This is a genomic window from Streptomyces sp. NPDC001717, from assembly GCF_042892775.1.
Classification (GTDB): Bacteria; Actinomycetota; Actinomycetes; order Streptomycetales; family Streptomycetaceae; genus Streptomyces.
The window spans coordinates 41,486-62,145 of record NZ_JBIAUK010000043.1; the positions used below are offsets into that span (position 1 = coordinate 41,486).

Consider the following 20,660-nt stretch of genomic DNA (forward strand, 5'->3'; position numbering starts at 1 on the left):
AGCCTTCGAGCGGCGGCCGGAGGCCGCACACTTCCTCGAACACTCCCCGGAGGAGCCACCGCGATGGCGGAACACACCAGCTCAAGCATCACGATCGACGCCGCCCCGGCCGACGTGATGGCCGTGATCGCCGACTTCGCCCGCTACCCCGAGTGGACCGGCGAGGTGAAGGAGGCCGAGGTACTGGCCGCCGACGCCGAGGGCCGCGCCGAGAAGGTACGGCTCCTGCTCGACGCGGGCGCGATCAAGGACGACCACGTCCTCGGCTACACCTGGACCGGCCCGGACGAGGTCAGCTGGACCCTCGTCAAGTCCCAGATGCTGCGGCAGCTGGACGGCTCGTACCGGCTGGCCCCGGTGGACGGGGGCAAGCGGACCGAGGTCACGTACCAGCTCACGGTGGACGTCAAGATCCCGATGCTGGGCATGATCAAGCGCAAGGCGGAGAAGGTCATCATCGACCGGGCCCTGGCGGGCCTGAAGAAGCGCGTCGAATCCGCCTGATCCCCTGCGGGGTCGCCCGGCGGGTCCGGGTGCGCCCGGCCACGGTCCGGGGCGCGGCGCCGCTGTCGGGGGCTCTGCCCCCGAACCCCCGCGCCTCAAACGCCGGCGAGGCTGGATTCGGCGGGGTCAGCCTGCGTGTGCTGCCGCATGGGCTGGATGGCCCGCAGGGCAATTCCAGCCCCGCCGGCGTTTGAGGCGCGGGGTGTGGGGTGGCGCCCCGCAGGGCCCGCGCAAGCGGCACCATCACCACCGAGTCGGAGCGCAATGCACACCCTCCTGATCACCGGCCCCGGCGGAGCCGGGAAGACCACCGTGGCCGCGGCCACCGCCCTCGCCGCGGCACGCGAAGGCCGCCGGGTGCTGCTGCTCACCGACGCCCCCCACCCCCCGCACGGCGAACGACTGAGCGTCGCCCGCGTCGACTCCGGCCGGGAGTTCCGCGACGAGCTCGTCGCCCTCCAGGAGCGCGGATCCTCGCTCCTCGGGATGATCGGCGCCCGACCCCTCACCGCCGAGGAGCTCACCGAGCTCCCCGGCGCCGAGGAGTTCGCCCTGCTCCGCGCCATCCGTCGGGCGGCCACCGCCCCCGGCACCGACCTCGTCGTCGTCGACCTGCCCCCGCTGCACCGGGCCGTCGCCACCCTCTCCCTCCCCGCCCAGCTGCGCCGCTACCTCGCCCGGCTGCTCCCCGCCGAGCGACAGGCCGCCCGCGCCCTGCGCCCCGTACTCGCCCAGCTCGCCGGCGTGCCCATGCCCGCGCAGTGGCTCTACGAGACCGCCGCCCGCTGGGACGAGGAGCTCGCCGCCGTACAGGCCGTCGTCGAGGCCGACACCACCGAGATACGGCTCGTCGCCGAGCCGGGACCGACCGCCGCCGACGCGCTCCGGCTCGGCCGGCTCGGGCTCGCCCTCCAGGAACTCCCGGTCTCCGCGATCGTCGCCAACCGCCTCCTCCCGCGGGGATCCGCCGACCCCTGGCTCGCCGCCCTCGCCGGCCGGCAGGAGCAGCACACCGCCGAGTGGGCCGCCGAGCTCCCCGTGATCCCCCTCGCCCACCTCGGCCGGGACCCGCGGGACCCGCAGGACCTGGCCCTCCTCGCGGAGACGGAAGGGCTCGCGCCCCGGCCGCCCGCCCCCCGTCCCGGCTGGGCCGTCGAGGACCGCCGCGCCGAGGACGGAGTGCTCGTCTGGGAGGTGCCGCTGCCCGGCGCCCGCAAGAGCGAGCTCGACCTGATCCGCCGCGGCGACGAGCTGCTCCTCACCGCGGGCCCCTACCGCAGGATCGTTCCCCTGCCGTCGGTCCTGCGCCGCTGCTCCGTCTCCGGCGCCGCACTCGCCGACGGCGTGCTCCGCATCCGTTTCACGCCGGACGCGGGATTGTGGCCCCGTACGCCCTGAACCGCGTACCCCCATTCGGGTAAGGTCGAAAGAGGCCGCACCGAACGCCCCGCAAGGAGAACCCGCGATGAGCGAGGCCACCGACCGTCCCACCGACGACGACGCCTGGGCCAGGGCCTGCGCCGAGGACCTCGCCGCCGAGAAGGAGCGCCTGCGCGGCCAGGGACAGGCGGGCGCCGGGACCACCGGGACCGCCGCCGAGGAACTCTTCAAGCTCTTCGGCGCCGTCGCGGACAAGGTCTCCTCGCTGAACAACCCGCTCTTCGGCGCCGCGGCCCAGGGCGCGGTGCGCCAGTTCGTGGACCAGGCCAAGACCGCGGCCAAACCCGTCATCGAGCGCAACCCCGAGGTCTTCGACCACCTCGCGGCCGCCGGGTCCGAGCTGCTCGCCGCCTACCGCTCCGCCGTCGAGGGCCACGAGCGCCGCTGGACGCGCGACGAGCCCCCGGCACCCCGTACGGGCTCCCACGACCGCGACCCCCGCGACGACGGCCCCGACGCAGGCCCCGGCGAGCGGATCGATCTCGACTGAACCCCAGGCGCGCTCGGGTACGGTTGGCCCTGGCGGGGTTTGACCGGAAACCGAGGGACTAATGGGACTCACCATCGGCGTCGACATCGGCGGCACGAAGATCGCGGCCGGCGTGGTCGACGAAGAGGGCACCATCCTTGAGACGTACAAGGTGCCCACCCCGCCGACCGCGAACGGAGTCACGGAGGCCATCTGCGCCGCCGTGTCCGAGGTCAGCAGCAACCACACGATCGATGCCGTCGGCATCGGCGCCGCCGGATACGTGGACGACAAGCGCGCCACCGTCCTGTTCGCGCCGAACATCAACTGGCGCCACGAACCGCTCAAGGACAAGGTCGAGCAGCGCATCGGCCTGCCCGTCGTCGTCGAGAACGACGCGAACTGCGCGGCCTGGGGCGAGTACCGCTTCGGCGCCGGCCAGGGCCACGAGGACGTCATCTGCATCACGCTCGGCACCGGCCTGGGCGGCGGCATCATCATCGGCAACAAGCTGCGGCGCGGACGTTTCGGCGTCGCCGCCGAGTTCGGGCACATCCGGGTCGTCCCGGACGGCCTGCTGTGCGGCTGCGGCAGCCAGGGCTGCTGGGAGCAGTACGCCTCCGGGCGGGCGCTCGTCCGGTACGCGAAGCAGCGCGCCAACGCCACCCCCGAGCACGCGGCGATCCTCCTCGCGCTGGGCGACGGCACCCCCGACGGCATCGAGGGCAAGCACATCAGCGAAGCCGCCCGACAGGGCGATCCGGTGGCCGTCGACGCCTTCCGCGAGTTGGCCCGCTGGGCCGGCGCGGGCCTCGCCGACCTGGCGTCCCTGTTCGACCCGTCGGCGTTCATCGTCGGCGGCGGGGTCTCCGACGAGGGCGACCTCGTCCTCGACCCGATCCGCAAGTCCTTCAAGCGCTGGCTGGTCGGCGGCGCCTGGCGTCCGCACGCGCAGGTGCTGGCCGCCCAGCTCGGAGGCAAGGCCGGTCTCGTCGGAGCGGCCGACCTGGCCCGCCAGGGCTGACTCTTCCGGGCGTTCCGCCCGCCGCGCCCCTTGGGGGAGCGGCGGGCGGCGGCATATCTTGCGGGCATGGACCAGTCGCTGCCCCCGCTGCCGAAGTCCCGTACCGAGCCGGACGGTTCCGCCGTGATCCGGGTACTCAGCTACAACGTCCGCTCGCTGCGCGACGACGAGGACGCGCTGGCCCGGGTCATCCGGGCGTGCGGGCCGGACCTGGTCTTCATCCAGGAGGCGCCGCTGTTCTTCCGGTGGCGCAAGCACGCGGCGCGCCTCGCGTCGAAGGCCGACCTGGTGGTCCTGAGCGGCGGCGCGACGGCGGCCGGGCCGCTGCTGCTGTGCTCGCTACGGGCCTTCGTGGAGCGCACGGAGGACGTACTGCTGCCGCTCACGCCCGGCCTGCACCGGCGGGGCCTCGCCACGGCGGTGGTCCGCTTCGCGGGGGCGCGGGTGGGGGTCGTCAGCACCCACCTGTCCCTGAACGCGACCGAACGCGGGGCGCAGGCGGAACTCCTCCTGGACCGGGTCGCCGCCATGGACGCGCCGTACGCGATCGTGGGCGGCGACGTGAACGAAACCCCGGACGGCCCGGTCTTCAGGCGGCTCTCCGCCACCCTTCAGGACTGCCGGACGGTGTCCCCCTGGGGCGGGGAGCGGACCTTCCCGGCGGCGGCGCCGGACCGGCGGATCGACGCGGTGTTCGCTTCGCGGGGGGTGGAGGTGCTGGCCTGCGGTGTCCCTGCGGGGCTGCCGGGGCTGGCCTCCGCGGACCTCCACGCGGCGACGGACCACCTCCCGGTCCTGGCGGCCCTCCGCCTCCCGGCTGCGCCGTAGCCCGGGCAAGGCCGCCTCGACGGAGCTCGCCCCTGCCGGGGCCGGCCGCCGTACCCCCGGTCCTCAATCGCCGGACGGGCTGGTTTGCCTCCGGCGGCGCCTCAAACGCCGGCGGGGCTGGATTTGGTTGCGCTGTCCAGGTGCGGGCCGGGGCCGGATTGCCCGCAGGGCAGGTCCAGCCCTGCCGGGGCGAATCCAGCCTCGCCGGCGTTTGAGGCGCGGGGTCTGGGGCGGAGCCCCAGGGTGGGTCCGGGCGGAGCCCGGGGAACGGTGGAAGGGCGGGTAGGGGACCACGCCCCGCGCAGCGGCCCACCACCCGCAGACGACCCACCGGGCCCAGCCGAGGTCCACCCCCCCCGCCCGGCCACCAACGGCCGGAGGCCGCCGCAGCGGCACGAAGCCAGGAAGGCGCGGCGCCGTGCCGCGAGCGGCGCGTCCGAAAGGTCAGACCACCGCCCCGCGCCCCGGATCGTCGTCATCGTCGTCGCCCTGCGCCATCCGCGCGACCAGCGTCGCGAAACCGCCCAGGAAGCCTCCGATGCCCAGGGTGGTCAGCCACCAGGTCATCTCCCACTGGAGCAGCACCGCGAGGAGCAGCAGCACCGGCCCGCCGACCACCGCCAGCCAGGCGAACTTCGACGTGGTGTCCGCCTCCGGCAGCTCCGGTTCGGGCTGCACGAAGTGACCCTCGTCCTCGTCCTTCGGCTCCGCGAGGGAGTGGTCCCGGGGGCCCACCATCCCCACGCCCGGGGCGAAGACCACCGAGCTGCCCAGGGACGGGGCGGCCGCGGCCGGCGGCTCAGGCTCGTCCGCCTCGGCCTCGGCCTCCGCCTCGTCCTCAGAGCCCGACTTCGCTCCTGCCTGCGCCCCCGCCCCCGCCCCCGGCGGCAACGGCTTCACGTCCTCCTCCGGCAGCAGCAGGTTCTCGATCGGCCGGAACGGCCTGGCCCCCGGCGGGTCCGGCGGCTCCTGCCCGTACCCGGCGACGATCGCAGCCCACGCCGCCTCCTCGTCCAGCGGCGGAACTCCGCCCGACTGCTCCTCGTGCTCAGCCACCCGCCTCCGCCCCCTCCCTGCCCACGCTCTCCGCCAGCCGGCCGACGAACGCAAAACTGTCCGCGAAGATCCGCTCCGCGTCATGGTCCAACGTCGCGACGTGGTAACTCTGTTCCAGCAGGGTCTCGGTGACGTCCGTCGAGGAGATCCGCGCCAGGATCCGCGCCGAGTCCACGGGCGGTACGACGTGGTCCTGCGGGCTGTGCAGCAGCAGTACCGGCTGCGTCACCTGCGGCAGGTCGGCGTCGACCAGCGAGAAGAGCTTGCGCAGCGAGTCCGCGGCCCGGGTCGGGACCCGGTCGTAGCCGACCTCCTCCGAGCCCGGCTTCGCGATGTCGCTGGCGATGCCCGGCGTCGACCGGATGAAGTGCTTGGCCACCGGGAGGGCGAAGGCCAGCGGGTCGTGGACCTTGTTGGCCGGGTTGACGAGGACGAGGCCGCTGATCGCGTCCCCGTGCTTGGCCGCCAGCCGCAGCGTGAGCGCGCCGCCCATCGAGAGCCCGAACACGAACACCTGCGTGCACCGGTCCAGCAGCTCCTGGAGCGCCCGGTCGACCTCCGCGTACCAGTCCTGCCAGCCCGTGAGCTGCATGTCCTGCCACCGCGTCCCGTGCCCGGGCAGCAGCGGCACCGACACCGTGAGGCCCTTTCCGGCGAGGTACTCGGCCCAGGGGCGCATCGACTGCGGGGAACCGGTGAAGCCGTGGCAGAGAAGGACGCCGACCTCTCCGCCCTCGTGGCGGAACGGCTCGGCTCCAGGGAGGACGGGCACCAGGGTCTCCTTGATCATGATGTACATCAGGTGGGTGCGTTGCTCTGTGTGACTTCACCGTACGCGACCGGACTGGTACCGACCAGGGCCGTCGGGCCGCTGTCGGGGGAGGCAGGGGATAAGGTCTGTTCGACAGACACAGGAAGGCTTTCGAGTTGATCTACGGCGCAATGAAGTTCTCCATCGGCGGGTCCCTGAAGCTCGCTTTCAGGCCGTGGGTGGAGGGCCTGGAGAACATTCCCGCCGAGGGGCCTGCGATCCTCGCGAGCAACCACCTGTCCTTCTCGGACTCCTTCTTCCTGCCGGCCGTGCTGGACCGGAAGGTCACCTTCATCGCGAAGGCCGAGTACTTCACCTCCCCGGGCGTCAAGGGCAAGCTGACGGCCGCCTTCTTCAAGGGCGTCGGCCAGCTCCCGGTGGACCGCTCCGGTGCCCGAGGGGCCGGTGAGGCCGCCATCAAGAGCGGCATCGAGGTCATCGAACGCGGGGAGCTGTTCGGTATCTACCCCGAGGGGACGCGTTCACCCGACGGGCGCCTCTACCGGGGCAAGCCCGGTGGGCTGGCCCGGGTGGCGCTGGCCACCGGAGCGCCCGTGATCCCCGTGGCGATGATCGACACGGAGAAGATCCAGCCGCCCGGCAAGGTGGTCCCGAAGCTGATGCGCCCCGGGATCCGGATCGGCAAGCCGCTGGACTTCAGCCGCTACCACGGCATGGACGGGGACCGCTTCATCCTCCGCTCGGTGACCGACGAGGTCATGTACGAGATCATGAAGCTGTCCGGTCAGGAGTACGTGGACATCTACGCGACGGCGGCCAAGCGGCAGATCGCCGACGCGGAGAAGGCCGAGAAGGACGCGGAGAAGGCCGCCAAGGCCGAGAAGAGCGCCACGGGCGACAGCGCGGAGTAGGACGGGCGGCGGTACCGCCCGCGGGAGCGGGAAGCGGGGGCGGGGGAAATGGCGAAACGCGAACGTGTCGTGCGCATGTCGGTCGAGCAGCCGCTCTGGCGGGCGCTGACGGGCTACCGGCTGCTGACCATGGTCTACGCGGTGGTGCTGTTCGCCTCCGCCTACAAGGGGTTCGACCGGCCCATGGTCGCGATCGGCTACCTCGCCGTCCTCGCCGTCTGGACCCTGGCCACCTCCTCCAAGGTCGCCACCGCCGCCAGTTGCACCAAGCGCTTCCTCTGCGCCGACCTCACCGTCGCCGTCGCGGGGATCCTGCTCACGCCGGTCGCCGACACCCACCAGCGGATCGCCGCGGGCGGCCCCACCCTCCCCAGCATCTGGACCGCCGGCTCGGTCCTGGCCTTCGCCCTCAAGGGCGGCTGGCGCTGGGCCGGCTTCGCGTCCACCTTCGTGGCCGCCGCCAACCTCGTCATCCACGGCGGCGACCCCACCCGCGACACCCTGCACAACGTCCTGCTCGTGTGGGTCGCCTCCATCGCCATCGGCTACGTCGTCGAGGTCGCCCGGGCCAGCGAGGCCACCCTGGCCCGCGCCCTGGAGATCGAGGCAGCCACCCGCGAGCGCGAGCGCCTCGCCCGCGACATCCACGACGGGGTCCTCCAGGTCCTCGCCATGGTCCAGCGGCGCGGCACCGAACTCGGCGGCGAGGCCGCCGAACTCGGCCGGATGGCGGGCGAACAGGAAGTGGCCCTGCGCACCCTGGTCTCCAGCGGGCTGGTGCACCCCTCCCGGATCTCCCGCGACGAGTCGCTGGGCGCGCTGGTGGACTCGTACGAGGTCGAGGAGCCCGGCGCCGACGAGGGCGAGGTCGATCTGCGGACCCTCCTCGCCCCGCACGCCGGCTCCCGGGTGAGCTTCGCCGAGCCGGGCACCCCGGTCCAGCTGCCGGTGCCCGCCGCGAGGGAACTGGCCGCGGCGGTCGGCGCCGCCCTCGACAACGTGCGCAAGCACGCCGGGGAGGGCGCCAGGGCCTGGATCCTGGTCGAGGACTGGGGCGACGAGGTGATCGTCACCGTCCGCGACGACGGCCCGGGCATCCCGGCCGGTCGCCTCGACCAGGCCGAGGGAGAGGGACGGATGGGAGTCGCCCTGTCCATCCGCGGCCGGCTGCGCGACCTCGGCGGCAGCGCCGAGCTGGTGTCCGTCCCCGGACAGGGCACCGAAGTGGAACTGAAAGTACCGAGGGGGAGGACGGACAAGCCATGAGCGAGCCGAGCGCGCCGAACGAGATCAAGGTGATGGTGGTCGACGACCACCCGATGTGGCGGGACGCGGTCGCCCGCGACCTGGCCGCCGCGGGCTTCGACGTGGTGGCCACGGCCGGCGACGGCCCCGAGGCGGTCCGCAGGGCCCGCGCCGTCACCCCGCACGTCCTGGTCCTCGACCTCAACCTGCCCGGCATGCCCGGGGTCCAGGTCTGCAAGGAGCTGGTCGGCGCCAATCCCGCGCTGCGGGTCCTGGTCCTGTCGGCGAGCGGCGAGCACGCGGACGTCCTGGAGGCGGTGAAGTCCGGCGCGACCGGATACCTGCTGAAGTCCGCCGGCGCCCAGGAGCTGATCGACGCCGTCCGCCGCACGGCCGTCGGCGACCCGGTGTTCACACCGGGCCTGGCCGGACTGGTGCTCGGCGAGTACCGCCGCCTGGCCACCGACCCGGCGCCGACCGCCCCCGACGAGCGACTCGCCCCGCAGCTGACCGACCGGGAGACCGAGGTACTGCGGCTCGTCGCCAAGGGGTTGTCGTACAAGCAGATCGCGGAACGACTGGTCATCTCCCACCGCACGGTGCAGAACCACGTCCAGAACACCCTGGGCAAGCTCCAGTTGCACAACCGGGTGGAGCTCGTCCGCTACGCCATAGAGCGCGGCCTCGACGACGCGTAGCCGGGCACCGGCGGCCCCGGCCGCCGGTCGAACATCGCACTTACCTCCCCGAACTCCCCGTACGAGTGAACAGGCGTACGCAACGCCCCTCAACATCACCGGAATTGACCCCTCCACCCCCCTTGCTGTGACCTGCGTCACCACTAGCGTGGCCGTCATGGAGAAGGGAGATGCAATGAAGGTCGGAGTGCTGACCGGCGGCGGCGACTGCCCCGGGCTCAACGCGGTGATCCGGGGCGTCGTCCGCAAGGGCGACCAGGAGTACGGCTACGGGTTCATCGGATTCAAGGACGGCTGGCGCGGCGCGGTCGAGGGGGTCACCGTCCCCCTCGACATCCCCGCCGTCCGCGGGATCCTGCCCCGCGGCGGCACCATCCTCGGCTCCTCGCGCACCAACCCGTTCAAGGTCGAGGACGGGGTGCGGCGGATCAAGGAGAACCTCACCAAGTACGAGGTCGACGCACTCATCGCGATCGGCGGCGAGGACACCCTCGGCGTCGCCGCCAAGCTGTACGAGGAGTACGGCATCCCCTGCGTCGGCGTACCGAAGACCATCGACAACGACCTGTCCGCCACGGACTACACCTTCGGCTTCGACACCGCCGTCGGCATCGCGACCGAGGCCATCGACCGGCTGCACACCACGGCCGAGTCGCACATGAGGGTCCTGGTCGTCGAGGTCATGGGCCGGCACGCCGGCTGGATCGCCCTCCACTCGGGCCTCGCGGGCGGCGCCAACGTCATCCTGATCCCCGAGCAGCGCTTCGACATGGACCAGGTGTGCGCCTGGGTGACCTCCCGGTTCACGGCGAGCTACGCGCCGATCGTGGTCATCGCCGAGGGCGCCATGCCCAAGGACGGGGACATGGTGCTGAAGGACGCCACCAAGGACTCCTTCGGGCACGTCCGGCTCTCGGGCGTGGGCGAATGGCTCGCGAAGGAGATCGAGGCGCGGACCGGCAAGGAGGCCCGTACGACGGTGCTCGGCCACATCCAGCGCGGCGGCACGCCCAGCGCCTTCGACCGCTGGCTGGCGACCCGCTTCGGACTGCACGCGATCGACGCGGTGCACGACCGGGACTTCGGCAAGATGGTCGCGCTCAAGGGGACCGACATCGTCCGGGTCCCGATCGCCGAGGCCACGGCCAGGCTGAAGACGGTCGACCCGGCGCTGTACAAGGAAGTCGGCGTCTTCTTCGGCTGAGCTGCCGGGCAGGGGCGGGCCATGGATCGTATGGTGACGAACGACCCATGGCCTGACCGACGGGAGCAAGCGTGGAGATCCTGGCATTCGGTGTGACCGCCGACGAGGAGCCGCTCCTGGAGCGGGCCTTCGAGGGCCGGCACGAGGTCCGCTGCCTCGACGTCTTCCTCAGCGAGGACACGGCGCCGATCGCGGCCGGGTACGAGGTCGTCTCCTCCAGCGTCAACGCCGACCTGGGCGGCCGGGTGCTGCGGATCCTGGCGGCGGGCGGGACGAAGATGATCGCCCAGCGCTCCACCGGCTTCAACAACATCGACCTGGAGGAGGCCCGCCGGCTGGGCATGACCGTCAGCCGGGTCTCCTCTTACTCGCCCCACTCGGTGGCCGAGTTCGCCTGGACCCTCGCGATGGCCGTCAACCGGCGCATCGTCAGGGCCTCCAACCGCACCCGGGACTTCGACTTCCGCCTCAACGGGCTGATGGGCCGCGACATGCACGGCCGCACGGCGGGCGTCCTGGGCACCGGCAAGATCGGCGCGGCCTTCACCCGGATCGCGCACGGCTTCGGCATGAAGCTGCTGGGCTGGGACGTCGCGCAGAACCCGGCCTGCGTGGATCTGGGCATGAAGTACGTGGAGAAGGAGGAGCTCTTCGCCTCCTCCGACCTCATCAGCCTGCACGTGCCGCTGCTGGAGTCCACCCACCACCTCGTCGACTCGGCGGCGCTGGGGCTGATGCGCGACGACGCGATCCTGGTGAACTCCAGCCGCGGCGGGCTCGTCGACACGGACGCGCTGGTCGCCGAATTGCGGGCGGGGCGGTTCACGGGGGTGGGCCTCGACGTGTACGAGGCCGAGGCCGGGGTGTTCTTCACGGACAAGTCGCTTGAGGCGGTGGTGGACGACACCCTGGCCCGGCTCGTGACGTTCCCGAACGTGGTGGTCACCTCCCACCAGGCGTACTACACGACGGACGCGGTGGGGCAGATCATCGACGCGACGGTCGCCAACGTGGCGGACTACCTCGCGGGGCGGCGCTCGGAAAACACCCTGGTGCCCACCTGACCCGCAGTGTGGCGGCTGCCGCTGCGCGGGGCCGGGTCCCCTACCCGCCCTTCCATCGTTCCCCGGGGCTCCGCCCCGGACCCCGGTCCTCAAACGCCGGACGGGCTGAAATCCGGCCTCGCCGGCGTTTGAGGCGCGGGGGGACGAGGCCCCGCGCAGCGGTCCGGCGGCCAAGCGGCCCCCGCCCGACGGCCCGGCGGCGCTACGCCACGGCGGCAGCCGTCACGTGGGCCACCAGCCCGCGCAGCAGCTCCGCCCCCCGCAGGGTGAGCACCGACTCCGGATGGAACTGCACCCCCGCGAAGCCACCCGCCGCGGAGCGCAGGGCGTGGACCTCACCCGTCACCGGGTCACGCGAGACCTCCACCCCCGCCGGCTCCGCGCCCTCGGCGCAGTACGCGGTGTACGTGTTGTAGAAGCCCACCACCTCCTCGGCCCCGAACAGATCGATCCGCGTCTGCGCCCCCTGCGCCGGCTCCGCCTTGCGGATCAGCGGCAGTCCGAGTTCCGCCGCCAGCAGCTCGTGCCCCAGGCAGACGCCGAGCAGGCCGCCCCGGTGCGAGCCGAGGAGTTCCGCCGCCAGCGCGCGCAGCATCCGCATCTTGGGGTCGGCCGCGTCCGCCGGGTTGCCCGGGCCCGGGCCCAGCACGATCGGGCCCTCCCAGGCCAGGGCCGCCGCCCGCAGCCCCGGATCGTCGTAGCGGCGTACGGTCACCTCCAGCCCGGCCACCCGCAGGACGTGCGCCAGCATCGCCGTGAAGGTGTCCTCGCCGTCGACGACCAGCGCGTGGCCGGACGGTGCGGCGGGCGGCTCCTGCATCCGCAGCCAGAACGGCGCCAGGTCCGCCCGTCGCGCCGACAGCGCGGCCTGCACCCGGGGGTCCTCCGCCAGCCGCGCCGCCCCCTGGAAGGACGGGCGGGGCGCCGCCGGCCGGACGCCGAGCGCCGCCAGCACCCCGGCGGCCTTCGCGTGGGTCTCCGCGACCTCGCCCCCCGGGTCGGAGTGCCGGACGAGGGTGGCCCCGACCGGCACCCTCAGCGTCCCGTCGGGGGCGATGTCGGCGGTGCGGATCAGGATGGGGGAGTCGAGCGTCTGGGCCCCGGACGCGTCGACCCCCAGCAGGGCGAGCGCGCCCGCGTAGTAGCCGCGGCCGCCGGTCTCGTACCGCTCGATCACCCGGCAGGCGTTCTGCACCGGCGAGCCGGTCACCGTCGCCGCGAACATCGTCTCGCGCAGCACCTCCCGCACGTCCAGGGAGGAGCGCCCGCGCAGCTCGTACTCGGTGTGCGCGAGGTGCGACATCTCCTTCAGGCGCGGTCCGACCACGACCCCGCCGCGGTCGCCGACCGTGCACATCATCTTGAGCTCCTCGTCGACCACCATCGACAGCTCCTCGGTCTCCTTGCGGTCGCCGAGGAAGGAGAGGAGCGAGTCCACGGTCGGGCCGCCCGCCGGATAGCGGTACGTCCCGCTGATCGGGTTCATGACGACGGTCCCGCCCGACATCCGTACGTGGACCTCCGGGCTGGCGCCCACCAGCGTCCGCTCCCCGGTGTGGACGACGTACGTCCAGTACGCGCCCCTCTCGCCCTCCAGCAGCCGCCGGAACAGGGCGAGGGCGTCGGCCCGGCCGAAGCCCTCGATCCGGCCCTCGAAGGTGCGCCGGATGACGAAGTTCGCGCCCTCGCCGCGGCCGATCTCGTCCTCGATGACCCGCTCGACCGTGGCCGCGTACTCCTCGTCGGGGACGTCGAAGCCGCCGCCGTCGACCCGGACCGAGTGCGAGGGCAGCGCGGCCAGCGCCTCGGCCAGCGGGATCTCGTACGCCTCCTCGGCGACGAGCACGCTCAGCGGAGTGCCGTCGTCGCGCACGTCGAACCCGCGCTCCCGGATCTGCCGGAACGGGACCAGCGCGAGGGTGGGCAGCTCCCGCACGGGCAGGTCGGCGAGGCGTTCGGCCTCGTGGACCGGGCCGAGGAGCACCTCGACGGTGTCGTGGTCACGGCCGGGGGTACGGCGGCGGAGCAGGGCGAACGGGGGGCAGGAATCGTCGAGCAGTCGGCTGAGTGCCGTGGACATGGGCGGGTCGTCCTTCCGGTGGGAGGAGCGGCTCCGTGATGTCCGTGGAAAACACGGAAGGCCGCCCCTCGGGGCGGCCTTCGCGTCGGTAGTGTCGTTTACGTACGCGCGAGGAGTGGGCCGCCCGGAGCGGTCCACCACCAGTTCTGGTTCGAGTGCGCGTACATGCTGCGCACCTTAGCCCAGATCGCCCTCCAGGCGCAGGATCCGTCTCATGAAGCGGTATGAACCATGGATTCCGTATTTTCGGGCTCCGTCAACCTTCGAGCCACTTCCGTCTCACCAGGTGGTCGCAAGGCTGGACGTGACGAATGACGACGTAATGTTTACGAGGTGACCGTGAACGCTGAAACCCAAGCCCCCGCCGCCAAGGCGACCTGGCGAGACCTTCCCGCGGCGCAGCAGCCTTCGTACCCCGATGCCGAGGCTCTGCGCGCTGTCGTCGCGGACCTCGAGTCGTATCCGCCGCTCGTCTTCGCGGGCGAGTGTGACCAGCTGCGCGCCCGACTGGGAGCCGTCGCCAAGGGCGAGGCGTTCCTGCTCCAGGGTGGCGACTGTGCCGAGGCCTTCGACGCCGTGTCCGCCGACCACATCCGCGCCAAGCTGAAGACGCTGCTCCAGATGAGCGCCGTCCTGACGTACGCGGCCTCCGTGCCCGTCGTGAAGGTCGGCCGCATCGCGGGCCAGTACTCCAAGCCGCGCTCCAAGGACACCGAGACCCGCGACGGCATCACCCTGCCGACCTACCGCGGTGACTCCGTCAACGGCTTCGCCTTCACCGAAGAGGCCCGGATCCCGGACCCCGAGCGGCTGAAGCGCATGTACCACGCGTCCGCGTCGACGCTGAACCTGGTGCGCGCCTTCACCACCGGTGGCTACGCCGACCTGCGCCAGGTGCACGCCTGGAACCAGGACTTCGTGAAGAACTCCCCCTCCGGGCAGCGCTACGAGCAGCTCGCGCGGGAGATCGACAACGCGCTGAACTTCATGAAGGCCTGTGGCACCGACCCGGCCGAGTTCAAGGCCGTCGAGTTCTACGCCTCCCACGAGGCGCTGCTGCTCGACTACGAGGGCGCGCTGACCCGCACGGACTCCCGTACCGGCAAGCTGTACGACACCTCCGGCCACATGGTCTGGATCGGTGAGCGCACCCGCCAGCTGGACCACGCGCACATCGAGTTCTGCTCGCAGATCGCCAACCCGATCGGCATCAAGCTCGGCCCCACCACGACGGTGGACGAGGCGCTGACCTACATCGACCGCCTGGACCCCGAGCGCGAGCCGGGCCGGCTGACCTTCGTCGTCCGCATGGGCGCCGACAAGGTCCGCGACAAGCTCCCCGAGCTCGTCGAGAAGGTCACCGCGTCCGGTGCGACCGTCGCCTGGGTCACCGACCCGATGCACGGCAACACCTTCGAGGCGGCCTCCGGCCACAAGACGCGCCGTTTCGACGACGTGCTCGACGAGGTCAAGGGCTTCTTCGAGGTCCACAAGGGCCTCGGCACCCACCCGGGCGGCATCCACGTCGAGCTCACCGGTGACGACGTCACCGAGTGCGTGGGCGGCGGCGACGAGATCTTCGTCGACGACCTGCACCAGCGCTACGAGACGGCCTGCGACCCGCGGCTCAACCGCAGCCAGTCCCTGGACCTGGCGTTCCTGGTCGCCGAGATGTACCGCGACCAGTAAGCAGCGACCGGCAGGCAGCAGCCTGTGACGATGGGGCGCGGATCGATGTGATCCGCGCCCCATCCTCGTATCCGGGTCTTTTAGGGAACCCTAAGTTTGGGTACGGTTAGGTAAGCCTCACCGATCTAGGGGATGGCTCGAAGAACCATTCCACTCAGGGAGGTGAACCGCGTGTACGTCTGCTCGTGTTTCGGGATCACCGACAAGCAGGTCAAGGACCACGCGGCTGCCGGGGCCTGCACCCCGCGCCAGATCGCCTCGGCCACCAAGGCCGGCACGGACTGCGGCTCCTGCGTGCGCACCATCCAGGGCATACTCGGCCGCGGTGCCTGCCCGCGACGCGAGCAGCTGGAGAAGGGCAACGCCGCGGCTGTCCTCGCCGCGGACCCGGAGCTGGTGGCAGTGACCACACCCGAACTCACGGCAGTGCCCGCGGCTGCTACGGCACCTGCGGCGGTGGCCGCACCCGCGCCGGCAGCGGTGCTCGCGCCCCGGCTGGCGGAAGCGGCCTAGTCCTCCCGAGGGGCGGAGGTCAGCTCGGCTGCTCGATCAGCTGCGCGATGTACAGCGGCTCACCCAGGGACTCGATGAGCTCCAGCTGGGTGTCGAGGTAGTCGATGTGGTGCTCCTCGTCCTCCAGGATCTCCTCGAAGAGCCGCGCGGAGGTGATGTCGCCCTTGCCCCGCATGACCTCGATACCGCGCTTGAGCCGGTCGATGGCCTCGACCTCGACCTGACGGTCCGCCTGGAACATCTCCGTGATCGTCTGACCGACGCGCACGTGGAAGAGGCGCTGGTAATTCGGCAGACCGTCCAGCATGAGGATGCGTTCGGTGATCTTGTCCGCGTGCTTCATCTCGTCGATGGATTCTTCACGCGTGTACTTGGCGAGCTTGGTCCAGCCCTTGTTGTCCTGGATGCGGTAGTGCAGCCAGTACTGGTTGATGGCGGTCAGCTCGCCGGTCAGCTGCTCGTTCAGAAACTCAAGGACCTCGGGGTCGCCCTGCATCGCAGAGGCTCCTTCCAGGCAATGTCAGCTATGTGACGGGGCAGGTGCGCGCATCCTTGCACCGCCACTGAGGAGCGTCCAGTAAGTGCCTCCTTAGTGGGAGTTGCCGCGACTTGCCCGGAAAGAGGCCCGCATTGGCCCAGACCTGGTCATGACCACCCCGCCAAGTCTGTCACCATGGACTCATGGGTCAGCCGGAAAGCCGGGAATCTCCGGGAGCAGAGCAGCCGGAGCTCCCTCCGGGGCAGCGGCTCCAGCGGGGCTGGCCCGTCACCCACTACGGGCCCGTACCGAAGTTCAAGCCGGAGCGCTGGGAGTTCCGCGTCTTCGGGGCCACGGCCGACGGTGAGAAGCACTGCTGGAACCACGAGGACTTCACGGCCCTGCCGTTCGAGTCGGTGGTGGCGGATCTCCACTGCGTGACGAAGTTCAGCATGCAGGGCGCCGAATGGGGCGGGGTGCTCGCCCGTACGGTGCTCGACCTCGCGCCGCCCGCCCCGCAGGTCACGCACGTGATGGTGTGGGCCGAGTACGGCTTCAGCTCCAACTTGCGGCTGGCCGACTTCGCTTCCGACCGGACGGTCTTCGCCACCCACGAGGGCGGTGAACTGCTCACCGCCGAGCACGGGTTCCCGCTGCGGCTCGTCGTCCCGCACTTGTACGCCTGGAAGGGCCCCAAGTGGGTCCGGGGGATCGAGTACATGACCGCGGACCGTCGGGGCTTCTGGGAGGAGCGCGGTTACCACAACATCGGCGACCCCTGGCGCGAACAGCGTTACTCCTACCAGGAGGAGCCGGGGGACGGCCCGGAGCTGTAGTGAACGCCGTCGGGGAAATCGCCCGATGGTGGTACTGCTCAGTGGTGGTACTGGTGGACGACCGCGTGACCCTTGCCGCGGCCGATCATCCACTTGTTGACCGGGGTGGTCAGGACGAAGGCGATCGCGAGCGAGATCGCGAGCACGATCCAGAACAGCGCGTCCGAGAGGTGCGCGTCCATCGCGCCGGGCCACAGGGCGATCACCCCGTTGTCGATCAGCTCCATGACGGCGATCGAGAGGGTGTCGGCGGCCAGGGCCACCCGGATGGCCGTGCGGAAGTCGACGCCGGCGGCGAGGATCCCGCGCAGGGTGAGCGCGTAGCCGAAGAAGAACGCCAGCACGATCGCCAGGATCATGGTGGCCACGTTGCCCCACCCGAACGCGGTGCCGATGATCATGCCGAGCACCTCGCCGATGGCGCAGCCGGTGAGGCAGTGCAGGGTGGCCTGCGCGGCCATGGCCCAACTGACCTTGCCGTGGGCGTGTGCGTCGTGGTCGCTGTGTCCGCCGTGTCCGCCGTGTCCGTCGTGGCCACTGTGCCCGCTGTGGTCTTCGTGGCTCGCGTGACCTGCATGACCTGCGTGACCTGCGTGGTCACCGTGCCGGGCGTGGCTGCCGTGCTGCTCGTGGTCACCGTGCCCGGGGTGGCCCTCATGCCCGCCGTGCCCGCCGTGTTGCCCGTGTCCGTGGTGCTGATGGTGCTCGTGGCCTGCCTGTGTCTGTTCCATGACAACAACCCCCTCGTGGGAATGCCGGGTGGCGGTCCCGTCGACAGACAGAACCGTATACCCCCCTGGGGTATTCCTCAAGGGATCATCGGATCACCCGGTGCCGCGCAGCTCCTTCAGCAGCGCCACGTCCGCCGCGTGTCCTTCCTTGCCGCCGGGCGTCTCGATGATCAGCGGTACGCCTTCCATCGCCGGGTGCGTGAACAGCTCCGCGAAGGCGTCCCGGCCGATGTGGCCCTGGCCGATCTGCGCGTGCCGGTCCTTGTGGGCGCCGACGCCCTCCTTGGAGTCGTTCGCGTGGACCAGCTTCAGCCGGCCCTCGCCGACCGTGTTCACCAGCAGGTCGAGGGTCTGCTTGGTGCCGCCCGGCTCCGCCAGGTCATGGCCGGCCGCGAAGATGTGGCAGGTGTCCAGGCAGATCCCCAGCATCGGGTGGCGGTCGAGCGCCTCGAAGTACGGGCCGAACTCCTCGGCCGTGGCGCACAGCGAGGAACCCTGACCGGCCGTGGACTCCAACAGCAGGAAGGGGTCGTCCTCGTGCGTCAGCTCGTCCAGCAGCGGCAGCATGTGCTCCCTGATCTGCGCGTACGCCGCCTCGCGCGGGCGCCCGCCGGTCGCCGAGCCGGTGTGCACGACCACCCCGAGCGCGCCGATCTCCCGGCCGCGGCGCAGCGAGTGGCGCAGTGACTCCACCGACTTCTCGACGGTCGCCTCGGTGTGGGAGCCGAAGTTGATCAGGTAGGGCGCGTGTACGTACGCCGGGATGGACCCGGCCTCGCACTCGGCCCGGAACCGCTCGTCCTGCGCCGGGTTGCCGACCGGGGTGGCCCAGCCGCGTGGATTGGCGACGAAGACCTGGACGGCCTCGGCGCCCATCTCACGGGCGTAGGTCAGCCCGACCGAGGCGAGACCGCCCGCCACGGGGACGTGCCCGCCCACTGGATTGCGTATCACTGCGGCCTACAGTCCCTTGGTCTTGATGATGATCGTGCTGCCCTCGGGGGCGGTCTGCCCGGCCGGTACCGACTGCGTGTCCACCGTGTTGCTGAAGGACAGGAAGGGCTTTTCCACCTTCACCTTGAAGCCCGCGGCCTCCAGCGTCTTGCGGGCGGCGTCCACCTCCTGGCCGGTCACGCCGGGGACCGGGAGCAGGCGGGGGCCCTTGGACACGGTCAGCGTGATCGTGTCGCCGGCCGCGGCCTGGGCGCCCGCGCTGACCGACTGGTTGGCGACCGTACCGGCCGCGGCAGGGGAGTTGACCTGCTCGGCGGCCGTATCGACCTTGAAGCCCAGGCCCTCCAGGCTCGCCTTCGCCTGGCCGGCGGGGAGCCCCACCACGCTCGGGACCCCGACCGGACGGCCCTTGCTCACCACGAGCGCGACCGCGGTGTCGGGTGCCCGCTTCTCGCCGCCCGTCGGGTCGGTGCTGATCACCGAGCCCTGGGCGACGTCCTGGCTGAAGGCCTGGGTGACGATGCCGGGCGCCAGCCCTGCCTTCGTCAGCTCGTTCTTGGCCTCCTCCAGCGGGCGGTCCTTCAGGTTGGGCACGGCCACGACCTGGGGGCCGCGGGAGATGAAGATCTTCACGGAGCCGTTGCCGCGGATGCGTTTGCCGCCCGGAGGGTCGGTGTCCATCACCGTCCCGCGGTCGAAGGCGTCGCTGAACTTCCGCTCGACGCCCTTCACCCCGAGCCCGGCCTCGGACAGCTGGGAGCGCGCCTCGGCCTCCGTCTTGCCGAGCAGGTTCGGGACCTTGGTGAACTGGCCGGAGCTGATGTACCAGACGCCCGTGCCCAGACCGAGGGAGAGCAGGACCCCCGCGATGACGAGGAGCACACCTCGGCTGGGCCGCCGGGAGGAGGCGGCGGGCCGGTGCGTCGCCGGCGGCGGAGTCGGAGGCATCTCCAGGCGGGAGGTGTGGTGCACGGGCTGCTGCGCCGTCACCGGGCGCGGGATCACGCCGGTGCGGTCCTCGGCGGACGACCGTTCGTCGGCCCGCGCCTGCGGCGGTACGGCGTCCAGCTCGGCGTCGCCGAGCTGCGCACGGGCCTCGATGACGAGGCCGAGCAGGGCGGCGGCGTCGTGCGGCCGCAGTTCCGGGTTGCGCGCGGCGGCCTGGGCGACGAGCTCGTCGAGCCCGACGGCGAGGCCGGGGACGGCGGCCGAGGGGGGCGGCACGTCCTCGTGGAGGTGCTGGTACAGCACCTGCGCGGGCGTCCCGCCGGTGTGGGGCTTGGCTCCGGTCAGCATCTCGTACAGCACGACACCGCAGGCGTAGACGTCCACGCGGGTGTCGGCGACGCCGTTCTCGATCTGCTCGGGGGCGAGGTAGGAGACGGTGCCGAGGACGGAGCCGGTGGTGTTGGTGACGGAGTCCACGGAACGGACCAGCCCGAAGTCGGCCACCTTGACCCGGCCGTCGTCACCGATCAGGACGTTCTCGGGCTTCATGTCACGGTGTACGAACCCGGCCCGGTGGGCCGCGCCGAGGGCGGCGAGGACGGGTTCGAGGATGTCGAGGGCGGCCCGGGGCCGCAGCGCGCCGCGCTCGCGGAGCACGTCGCGCAGGGTGCAGCCGGAGACGTACTCCATGGCCAGGAACACGTACGGCCCGTCCGTGCCCTGGTCGAACACGGCGACCACGTTGGGGTGCGCGAGCCGCGCCACGGACTTGGCCTCCCGGATGAACCGGTCGACGAAGGCCGCGTCGGCGGCGAGGGCCGGGTGCATCACCTTCAGCGCGAGCACGCGGTCGAGCCGGGTGTCGACGGCCCGGTAGACCGTTGCCATGCCACCGGCCGCGATACGGGCGTCGATGCGGTAGCGGCCGTCGAGCACGCGCCCGACGAGGGGGTCATCCAGGGTCGTATCCACCCGCCGATTCTATTGGCGGGCGGACGCGACCCGACGGGGGTGGTCCTTCTTGCAGCGCAGCTGTGACGTGGAGGTGGGTGCGGGGCGAGGCGGGTGGCGGGGCGGGGCGGGGGTGGGGTTTGTCGGTGCCCCGGTCGGTCGGCGCCGTAAAGGGTTGGGGCTTTCCCGTCGGTCCCACTGTCCTTCCGCGTCGGGCCGCCCTGTCAAGGGCGCTCCTCCTTCGTCGTCGCGTCGCTGCGCGATC

General features: G+C 71.7%; 21 protein-coding genes. 13 read left to right on the forward strand and 8 right to left on the reverse strand.

Translation table 11 applies throughout. From position 1 onward, the window contains the following. Positions 1–63: 63 nt before the first annotated feature. From ACFYZL_RS37470 to ACFYZL_RS37490, 5 genes are all read left to right on the forward strand, one after another. Positions 64–504: an SRPBCC family protein gene (locus ACFYZL_RS37470; RefSeq protein WP_384587422.1), complete on the forward strand. Its 441-nt coding sequence runs from the start codon at positions 64–66 to the stop codon at positions 502–504. A gap of 264 nt (positions 505–768) precedes the next feature. Next, positions 769–1,902: an ArsA family ATPase gene (locus ACFYZL_RS37475; protein ID WP_388685342.1), complete on the forward strand. Its 1,134-nt coding sequence runs from the start codon at positions 769–771 to the stop codon at positions 1,900–1,902. A 67-nt stretch (positions 1,903–1,969) separates the two neighbouring features. Next, complete coding sequence (locus ACFYZL_RS37480) at positions 1,970–2,434, forward strand: DUF5304 domain-containing protein (RefSeq protein WP_388685345.1); 465 nt, start codon at positions 1,970–1,972, stop codon at positions 2,432–2,434. Between the two features lie 61 nt (positions 2,435–2,495). After that, positions 2,496–3,437, forward strand: a complete 942-nt coding sequence (locus ACFYZL_RS37485; RefSeq protein WP_388685347.1) for an ROK family glucokinase — start codon at positions 2,496–2,498, stop codon at positions 3,435–3,437. A 66-nt stretch (positions 3,438–3,503) separates the two neighbouring features. Beyond that, positions 3,504–4,265, forward strand: a complete 762-nt coding sequence (locus ACFYZL_RS37490) for an endonuclease/exonuclease/phosphatase family protein (RefSeq protein ID WP_384757233.1) — start codon at positions 3,504–3,506, stop codon at positions 4,263–4,265. Positions 4,266–4,709: 444 nt separating this feature from the next. On the opposite strand, the gene ACFYZL_RS37495 is transcribed toward ACFYZL_RS37490, so the two are convergent. Then, a complete protein-coding gene (locus tag ACFYZL_RS37495; protein ID WP_388685350.1) occupies positions 4,710–5,321 on the reverse strand; it encodes a hypothetical protein in 612 nt (203 codons plus the stop codon). Continuing rightward, complete coding sequence (locus tag ACFYZL_RS37500; protein WP_384757251.1) at positions 5,314–6,093, reverse strand: alpha/beta hydrolase; 780 nt, start codon at positions 6,091–6,093, stop codon at positions 5,314–5,316. Before ACFYZL_RS37500 ends, ACFYZL_RS37495 begins: the two co-directional genes overlap by 8 nt. Positions 6,094–6,263: 170 nt before the next feature. On the opposite strand from ACFYZL_RS37500, the gene ACFYZL_RS37505 reads away from it, so the two are divergent. The 5 genes from ACFYZL_RS37505 (at position 6,264) to ACFYZL_RS37525 (ending at position 11,215) form a co-directional block, all read left to right on the forward strand. Continuing rightward, a complete protein-coding gene (locus ACFYZL_RS37505; RefSeq protein WP_384757248.1) occupies positions 6,264–7,004 on the forward strand; it encodes a lysophospholipid acyltransferase family protein in 741 nt (246 codons plus the stop codon). 48 nt (positions 7,005–7,052) lie between these two features. Beyond that, positions 7,053–8,270 (forward strand): MacS family sensor histidine kinase, encoded by a 1,218-nt coding sequence (gene macS / locus ACFYZL_RS37510; protein WP_384757228.1) that lies wholly within the window; start codon positions 7,053–7,055, stop codon positions 8,268–8,270. Next, a complete protein-coding gene (locus ACFYZL_RS37515) occupies positions 8,267–8,947 on the forward strand; it encodes a response regulator (RefSeq protein WP_384757225.1) in 681 nt (226 codons plus the stop codon). Before macS ends, ACFYZL_RS37515 begins: the two co-directional genes overlap by 4 nt. A 175-nt stretch (positions 8,948–9,122) precedes the next feature. Next, positions 9,123–10,151: a 6-phosphofructokinase gene (locus ACFYZL_RS37520; RefSeq protein ID WP_384757245.1), complete on the forward strand. Its 1,029-nt coding sequence runs from the start codon at positions 9,123–9,125 to the stop codon at positions 10,149–10,151. A 71-nt stretch (positions 10,152–10,222) separates the two neighbouring features. Further along, positions 10,223–11,215: a 2-hydroxyacid dehydrogenase gene (locus ACFYZL_RS37525; RefSeq protein WP_384757223.1), complete on the forward strand. Its 993-nt coding sequence runs from the start codon at positions 10,223–10,225 to the stop codon at positions 11,213–11,215. 202 nt (positions 11,216–11,417) lie between these two features. Here the strand turns inward: ACFYZL_RS37525 and ACFYZL_RS37530 are convergent, their stop codons facing one another. Both ACFYZL_RS37530 and ACFYZL_RS37535 read right to left on the reverse strand, forming a co-directional pair. Continuing rightward, the gene (locus ACFYZL_RS37530; protein WP_388685354.1) at positions 11,418–13,295 is read right to left on the reverse strand and encodes an anthranilate synthase family protein; all 1,878 of its coding nucleotides are present in this window, start codon (positions 13,293–13,295) and stop codon (positions 11,418–11,420) included. 98 nt (positions 13,296–13,393) lie between these two features. Continuing rightward, complete coding sequence (locus ACFYZL_RS37535; RefSeq protein ID WP_202203957.1) at positions 13,394–13,462, reverse strand: trp operon leader peptide; 69 nt, start codon at positions 13,460–13,462, stop codon at positions 13,394–13,396. Positions 13,463–13,628: 166 nt separating this feature from the next. Here ACFYZL_RS37535 and ACFYZL_RS37540 point away from each other — a divergent pair, with 166 nt between their 5' ends. Further along, complete coding sequence (locus tag ACFYZL_RS37540) at positions 13,629–14,984, forward strand: class II 3-deoxy-7-phosphoheptulonate synthase (protein WP_388685356.1); 1,356 nt, start codon at positions 13,629–13,631, stop codon at positions 14,982–14,984. 171 nt (positions 14,985–15,155) lie between these two features. Further along, a complete protein-coding gene (locus ACFYZL_RS37545) occupies positions 15,156–15,497 on the forward strand; it encodes a bacterioferritin-associated ferredoxin (RefSeq protein WP_384757497.1) in 342 nt (113 codons plus the stop codon). 19 nt (positions 15,498–15,516) lie between these two features. Here the strand turns inward: ACFYZL_RS37545 and bfr are convergent, their stop codons facing one another. Then, complete coding sequence (gene bfr, locus ACFYZL_RS37550; protein ID WP_030707395.1) at positions 15,517–15,993, reverse strand: bacterioferritin; 477 nt, start codon at positions 15,991–15,993, stop codon at positions 15,517–15,519. 185 nt (positions 15,994–16,178) lie between these two features. On the opposite strand from bfr, the gene ACFYZL_RS37555 reads away from it, so the two are divergent. Beyond that, complete coding sequence (locus ACFYZL_RS37555) at positions 16,179–16,811, forward strand: sulfite oxidase-like oxidoreductase (protein ID WP_384757484.1); 633 nt, start codon at positions 16,179–16,181, stop codon at positions 16,809–16,811. A gap of 38 nt (positions 16,812–16,849) precedes the next feature. Here ACFYZL_RS37555 and ACFYZL_RS37560 read toward each other — a convergent pair whose 3' ends face one another. The 3 genes from ACFYZL_RS37560 to pknB form a co-directional block, all read right to left on the reverse strand. Continuing rightward, the gene (locus ACFYZL_RS37560) at positions 16,850–17,272 is read right to left on the reverse strand and encodes a DUF4396 domain-containing protein (protein ID WP_384757494.1); all 423 of its coding nucleotides are present in this window, start codon (positions 17,270–17,272) and stop codon (positions 16,850–16,852) included. A gap of 363 nt (positions 17,273–17,635) precedes the next feature. Then, positions 17,636–18,493: a deoxyribonuclease IV gene (locus ACFYZL_RS37565; RefSeq protein WP_388685371.1), complete on the reverse strand. Its 858-nt coding sequence runs from the start codon at positions 18,491–18,493 to the stop codon at positions 17,636–17,638. Positions 18,494–18,502: 9 nt separating this feature from the next. Further along, a complete protein-coding gene (gene pknB / locus ACFYZL_RS37570; RefSeq protein WP_388685359.1) occupies positions 18,503–20,416 on the reverse strand; it encodes a Stk1 family PASTA domain-containing Ser/Thr kinase in 1,914 nt (637 codons plus the stop codon). Positions 20,417–20,660: the final 244 nt, after the last annotated feature.

Bases quoted from the DNA above. Each gene is read 5' to 3' on its own strand.
- ACFYZL_RS37560 (WP_384757494.1), bottom strand. From the start codon at position 17,272: ATGGCCGCGCAGGCCACCCTGCACTGCCTCACCGGCTGCGCCATCGGC.
- ACFYZL_RS37515 (WP_384757225.1), top strand. From the start codon at position 8,267: ATGAGCGAGCCGAGCGCGCCGAACGAGATCAAGGTGATGGTGGTCGAC.
- ACFYZL_RS37520 (WP_384757245.1), top strand. From the start codon at position 9,123: ATGAAGGTCGGAGTGCTGACCGGCGGCGGCGACTGCCCCGGGCTCAAC.
- ACFYZL_RS37470 (WP_384587422.1), top strand. From the start codon at position 64: ATGGCGGAACACACCAGCTCAAGCATCACGATCGACGCCGCCCCGGCC.
- macS (WP_384757228.1), top strand. From the start codon at position 7,053: ATGGCGAAACGCGAACGTGTCGTGCGCATGTCGGTCGAGCAGCCGCTC.
- ACFYZL_RS37530 (WP_388685354.1), bottom strand. From the start codon at position 13,295: ATGTCCACGGCACTCAGCCGACTGCTCGACGATTCCTGCCCCCCGTTC.
- bfr (WP_030707395.1), bottom strand. From the start codon at position 15,993: ATGCAGGGCGACCCCGAGGTCCTTGAGTTTCTGAACGAGCAGCTGACC.
- ACFYZL_RS37490 (WP_384757233.1), top strand. From the start codon at position 3,504: ATGGACCAGTCGCTGCCCCCGCTGCCGAAGTCCCGTACCGAGCCGGAC.
- ACFYZL_RS37480 (WP_388685345.1), top strand. From the start codon at position 1,970: ATGAGCGAGGCCACCGACCGTCCCACCGACGACGACGCCTGGGCCAGG.
- ACFYZL_RS37475 (WP_388685342.1), top strand. From the start codon at position 769: ATGCACACCCTCCTGATCACCGGCCCCGGCGGAGCCGGGAAGACCACC.
- ACFYZL_RS37555 (WP_384757484.1), top strand. From the start codon at position 16,179: ATGGGTCAGCCGGAAAGCCGGGAATCTCCGGGAGCAGAGCAGCCGGAG.
- ACFYZL_RS37485 (WP_388685347.1), top strand. From the start codon at position 2,496: ATGGGACTCACCATCGGCGTCGACATCGGCGGCACGAAGATCGCGGCC.
- ACFYZL_RS37505 (WP_384757248.1), top strand. From the start codon at position 6,264: ATGAAGTTCTCCATCGGCGGGTCCCTGAAGCTCGCTTTCAGGCCGTGG.